This window comes from Traorella sp. mt218 (assembly GCF_055420025.1).
The window spans coordinates 1-4,526 of the sequence record NZ_JBVAYM010000044.1 but is presented as its reverse complement, the minus strand read 5'-3'; the positions used below and the strand labels follow the sequence as shown (position 1 = coordinate 4,526).

Genomic DNA, 4,526 nt, shown 5'->3' with positions numbered 1-4,526 from the left:
GATTCCTAAAAACTTATGTTTTAGGAATCTTATTTTTTTTAATGTACTTGCAAGCAATAGAAACTGTTATATCTTTGTGCTATGATATGGATGTTTGTTTTTTTATGTATAGGAGATGTTTTGATGAAAGAAATCATTAAATTTGAATGCCTCTATAAATTATTTTGTACGGCATTGGTTCTTCCCCTGCTTTCTTTACTAACAGGGTGGTTCATGAAATATGTCATACAAGATTCAATTGTCTATAACTTTGACATATTTTTCCGCTTGCTTACGATTCCCGGTATGATCTTTATCCTCATCTATGCTTTTATTTTCTTGAGCCTAGTCTATCTGGAATATGTATCTATTTATAAAATGGCCTATCTCTGTCAGCATCATCAGCCTTTCAATTGGAGATCCATCTTTTATTCCGGCTTTTATGAATTAAAAGCATTTAAGACACCTTCAGTTCTTTTCATTTTTATTTATTTTATCCTCTTAAATCCCTTGTGGCATCTCGGCTTTGTTTCTTCAATGATCCCAAGAGTATCAATTCCTAATTTTATTACCAATGAAATTTTAAAAATGAATATGGGTTCTGTATTGGCATTAAGTTTATATCTGATTTTGTTCATTTTATATGCGTTTTTGATCTTTGTTCCTTTTTACATGATTTATTCACAGACATCATTTCTTAAATCATGCATGCTTTCTATCAGGACCATGCTTCATCAAAGAAAGATATGGTTCATCCTTATCGGTATTTTTATAGTTTATTACTTATTAGAAAATTATATTTTTCCTCATTATTTTTTAAATGTATCTGATTTTAACTTTTATTTTTTTAAGATACTTTGTACTTTCTTCTACATTTCGTATGCGTACATTCTTGTTTATCGGTTTTTCTGTCTTATGGACAGTGGTGGAAATTGGCTTTATTTTCTTTCAAATCAGATCTATCAAAGATGTCGATGTCAATTGTACCTTTGAACAGACTTATAAATCTCATAAGATAGATGTGAAAACACGTATCAAACGTCATAAGCTTGCTGCTTCGATCATAAGTTGTTGTTCTTTAGGTGCCTTCATTCTCTTTTATTTCAATCAGGAGCCTTTATTACACCTGCCTTATGCCATTGGTCATCGCGGTGATATCTCTCAAGTAGAAAACAGCTTGGAGGGCATTTTAGCCGCTGATGCGAATGGGGCTGATTTTGCGGAAATCGACATTCAAATGACAAAAGATAAGATATTGGTCTTATGTCATGATACGAATTTAAAACGACTTACAGGAAAAGATATCAATCTTCAGGACTGTACATTAGAAGAATTAAAAGAATTAACAATTCAAGATCATTATGGCCACCAAGCAAAAATACCTACCTTAGAAGAAGCAATTCAAACCGCTAAAAATGCACCCAATCAGATTGGTCTTTTGATTGAATTCAAACCGTTAGAGGGTGATCGTGAAGAAACGATACGTCAAACGATCGAGCTTATTGAAAGATATGATTTTGCTGATAAAGCAATGTTTATGTCGATGGATGTCCAAAGTGTCGAAATGCTGGCAAAAGAAAGAGATGACTGGTGGATCGGATATTGTGCATTCGGTAATTTCGGACGTATTCAAATTCGTCTGAACGATCCTTTCATCCCTGATTTCATCGCCATTGAAGAAAGTGCCATCAACACCCAGTTATTAGAAGATGCCCGTAATAATGTCCTTCCTGTCTATGTATGGACGGTTGATGATATAGATGCTATCCAGGATTATCTGAATATGGGGATCAGCGGTATCATAGGAGATGCCAGTGATCAGGTAGCTTATGGCGTCCATCAATTCAAAGCACAGGTGAATACAGATGATGAGCACTATAAAACAACTTGTTTTGGATTTCCTCAGCTTACAAAAGATGAATATGATTATGTGCAATGTGAAAGATGATTGCTATATCAGATCATAAAATTTTACATTTGGCTGTTCCTTTTCATGTTCACCGATCATTTTCTCCATCCAGATCATATCATACCAATGTCCGAATTTATAACCGCATTGATGAAAAGTACCTGCCTTCTTAAATCCCAGATGAGCATGAAATTGAGCACTGTTTTTAGTCAAATATTCATCATCAACATTTGGATATCCGATACAGGCATAAAGATTCAGGATTCCCATATCATACAACCGTTGTTCAAGCTCTTCATATAATTTTCTTCCCAGGCCGCATTTTTGAGCTGAAAATGCAAGATAAATCGTTGTTTCGCATGACCAGTCATATGCATCTCTTGCTTTAAATGGTCCGGCATATGCATATCCTTGAATCTTCCCATCTCTTTCAACAACTATATAAGGATAACGCTGCATGATATTTTTCATGCGCTGTTGAAATCGGGCAAGTGATGGAACGGCATATTCAAAAGTAATAGCAGTATGTTCCACATAATAAGCATATATATCTAATATCTCTTTCGCATCTTCAAGCTTTGCAGTTCTGATGATCGTATCTTTCATAACCTTCTCCTTTCTTCTAAAAAGAGGCCCAGTCCTATTGACTGTCAGCCTCTGTTTATTTAAACCAATGAGCTCTTCCTTCTTTAATTTGTCTTTCTTTAGGCGCTTTATTTGCATGACCTACCGCAAGTGCTCCAACAATGATCTTACCTTTAAGTGAAAGCTTGTCAAATAAAGGCTCAAACTTCGGATCATCTGTTACATCTTTCAACTGATTGATCCAACAGCTTCCAAGACCCAGTGCATGTGCGGCTAAATACATCTGCGCCATGGCACAACTGCCATCATAAGCCTCATATTTATTATCCGGATCACTATAAACGACAATAAGTGCCGGTGCATGATAAAAGAAATCTCTTCCCATAAGCTTTTCCAGCTGTGCCAAGACTTCTTCATCCGTAATAACCAAAGCTGGATGCCCTGTGTATTCATTCCGCTAGGAGCTAATAATCCGCATTCAACGATTTCTTTTAGATCCTCTTCCTTTACTTTTTCTTCTGTATAGCTGCGACAGCTTCTTCTGCTTTTGATCATCTCAATCATAAATTCTTCACCTTCTTCACAAAACGATAAGCATCTCTGCACATATCCTCCAAATTTCTGACAGCTTCCCAGCCGAGTTCTTCTTTTGCCTTTGTCGCATCGGCATAGCAGGCCGCAATATCTCCCGGACGGCGCTCTGTAATCTGATATGGCACTTCTACATGGTTCACATCTGCAAATGTATGAATCAGCTCCAATACACTGGTACCCTTTCCTGTTCCGAGATTATAAATGAGCACTCCTGTTTCATCTTTGATTTTCTCGATAGCCTTGATATGTCCCAAAGCCAGATCCACCACATGAATATAATCCCGGACACCTGTTCCGTCTTTCGTATCATAATCATTTCCGAATACATTCACCTGCGGCAATTCCTTGATCGCGACCTTCATGATATAAGGCATCAGATTATTAGGAATATCATTTGGATTTTCCCCGATCAGTCCTGATTCATGAGCACCAATAGGGTTAAAATATCTTAAAAGAACAACGCCCAATTCTTTATCAGCATAAGCCAGATCTTCTAAAATACGTTCAATGAATAATTTGGTCGTTCCATAAGGATTTGTGGTTGACAGCGGAAAATCCTCTTTGATCGGTAGACTTGCCGGATCTCCGTAAACCGTTGCACTTGATGAAAAGACGATCTTATGACAACCAAACTCTTTCATCACTTTCATAAGGATCATCGTACTGTCCAGATTGTTTTGATAATACATCAAAGGCTTTGCGACACTTTCACCCACTGCCTTATAGCCCGCAAAATGAATGACAGCATCAATCTTATTTTCACGAAAGATCCTTCTCATCGCTGTTTCATCACAGCAATCTTCTTCATAAAATATGAAATCCTTATTTGTAATCTCTTTTATCTTTTCCAATACATCCTTCTGTGAATTATAAAAGTTATCTACGATGACAACCTCATAATCCTGGTTCAATAGTTCTACCACGGTATGCGAACCAATAAAACCGCAGCCTCCGGTCACTAATATTTTCATAAATTCCCTCACTTTATATTTTCATTTTAACACTTGCCTACTTTTCATTCAATATAAATCGTTTTGCTTTACTTTGTCCATAAATCAGTTATGATGTAAATATGAAATATCTCCAAAAAACATATCACATCCTCTATCCATTCGAATCTGAAACAAGATTCCGCAATCAGACTCCATTCATCCATATTCAAGCAGACCATCAGACATATCTTGTCCTTGCCGGACAAAAGATCAGCCTGCTTCCCATGAACACGAAGCCTCTGCGTCCCCTTACCATTTTCTGCGACTGGCAAAAGCCTGATGAAGCACAGCAGACAGCTTTTAATCAAGCCATCAAGAAAATAAAAGGTATAGATTTTAAACCTCTTTGTATTTATGAAAACCAATATCTATGCATAGGCTTTAGAAACCAGCAACCTGTATCTTTAGTCACTCTTGCCATTGCATTAAATACGAAAGGTTACTACGAAATCAAAAAAATCAACGAT

General features: G+C 36.6%; 6 protein-coding genes and 1 pseudogene. 3 read left to right on the top strand and 4 right to left on the bottom strand.

What is annotated here, in order from left to right; translation table 11 throughout:
• Positions 1 to 81 precede the first annotated feature (81 nt).
• The gene (locus ACZYT3_RS12510) at positions 82 to 972 is read left to right on the top strand and encodes a glycerophosphoryl diester phosphodiesterase membrane domain-containing protein (RefSeq protein ID WP_464088882.1); all 891 of its coding nucleotides are present in this window, start codon (positions 82 to 84) and stop codon (positions 970 to 972) included.
• The gene (locus tag ACZYT3_RS12505) at positions 860 to 1,927 is read left to right on the top strand and encodes a glycerophosphodiester phosphodiesterase family protein (RefSeq protein WP_464088881.1); all 1,068 of its coding nucleotides are present in this window, start codon (positions 860 to 862) and stop codon (positions 1,925 to 1,927) included. The genes ACZYT3_RS12510 and ACZYT3_RS12505 overlap by 113 nt, the downstream gene beginning before the upstream one ends.
• Before the next feature lie 3 nt (positions 1,928 to 1,930).
• Here ACZYT3_RS12505 and ACZYT3_RS12500 read toward each other — a convergent pair whose 3' ends face one another.
• The 4 genes and pseudogenes from ACZYT3_RS12500 to galE all read right to left on the bottom strand — a co-directional run bounded on the left by ACZYT3_RS12500 (position 1,931) and on the right by galE (position 4,038).
• Positions 1,931 to 2,494: an N-acetyltransferase family protein gene (locus tag ACZYT3_RS12500; protein ID WP_464088880.1), complete on the bottom strand. Its 564-nt coding sequence runs from the start codon at positions 2,492 to 2,494 to the stop codon at positions 1,931 to 1,933.
• A gap of 55 nt (positions 2,495 to 2,549) precedes the next feature.
• Complete coding sequence (locus tag ACZYT3_RS12495) at positions 2,550 to 2,903, bottom strand: nitroreductase family protein (protein ID WP_464088879.1); 354 nt, start codon at positions 2,901 to 2,903, stop codon at positions 2,550 to 2,552.
• Positions 2,904 to 2,950: 47 nt separating this feature from the next.
• Positions 2,951 to 3,028 (bottom strand): annotated as a pseudogene (locus ACZYT3_RS12490) (nitroreductase family protein); the annotation flags it as partial.
• Positions 3,029 to 3,033: 5 nt separating this feature from the next.
• Positions 3,034 to 4,038: a UDP-glucose 4-epimerase GalE gene (gene galE / locus ACZYT3_RS12485; RefSeq protein WP_294562594.1), complete on the bottom strand. Its 1,005-nt coding sequence runs from the start codon at positions 4,036 to 4,038 to the stop codon at positions 3,034 to 3,036.
• Between the two features lie 101 nt (positions 4,039 to 4,139).
• On the opposite strand from galE, the gene ACZYT3_RS12480 reads away from it, so the two are divergent.
• The coding region (locus ACZYT3_RS12480; protein ID WP_464088878.1) for a hypothetical protein at positions 4,140 to 4,526 on the top strand (387 nt) is incomplete at its 3' end.

Coding starts and splice junctions, on each gene's coding strand:
- ACZYT3_RS12505 (WP_464088881.1), top strand. CDS start 860: ATGCGTACATTCTTGTTTATCGGTTTTTCTGTCTTATGGACAGTGGTG.
- ACZYT3_RS12510 (WP_464088882.1), top strand. CDS start 82: ATGATATGGATGTTTGTTTTTTTATGTATAGGAGATGTTTTGATGAAA.
- ACZYT3_RS12500 (WP_464088880.1), bottom strand. CDS start 2,494: ATGAAAGATACGATCATCAGAACTGCAAAGCTTGAAGATGCGAAAGAG.
- galE (WP_294562594.1), bottom strand. CDS start 4,038: ATGAAAATATTAGTGACCGGAGGCTGCGGTTTTATTGGTTCGCATACC.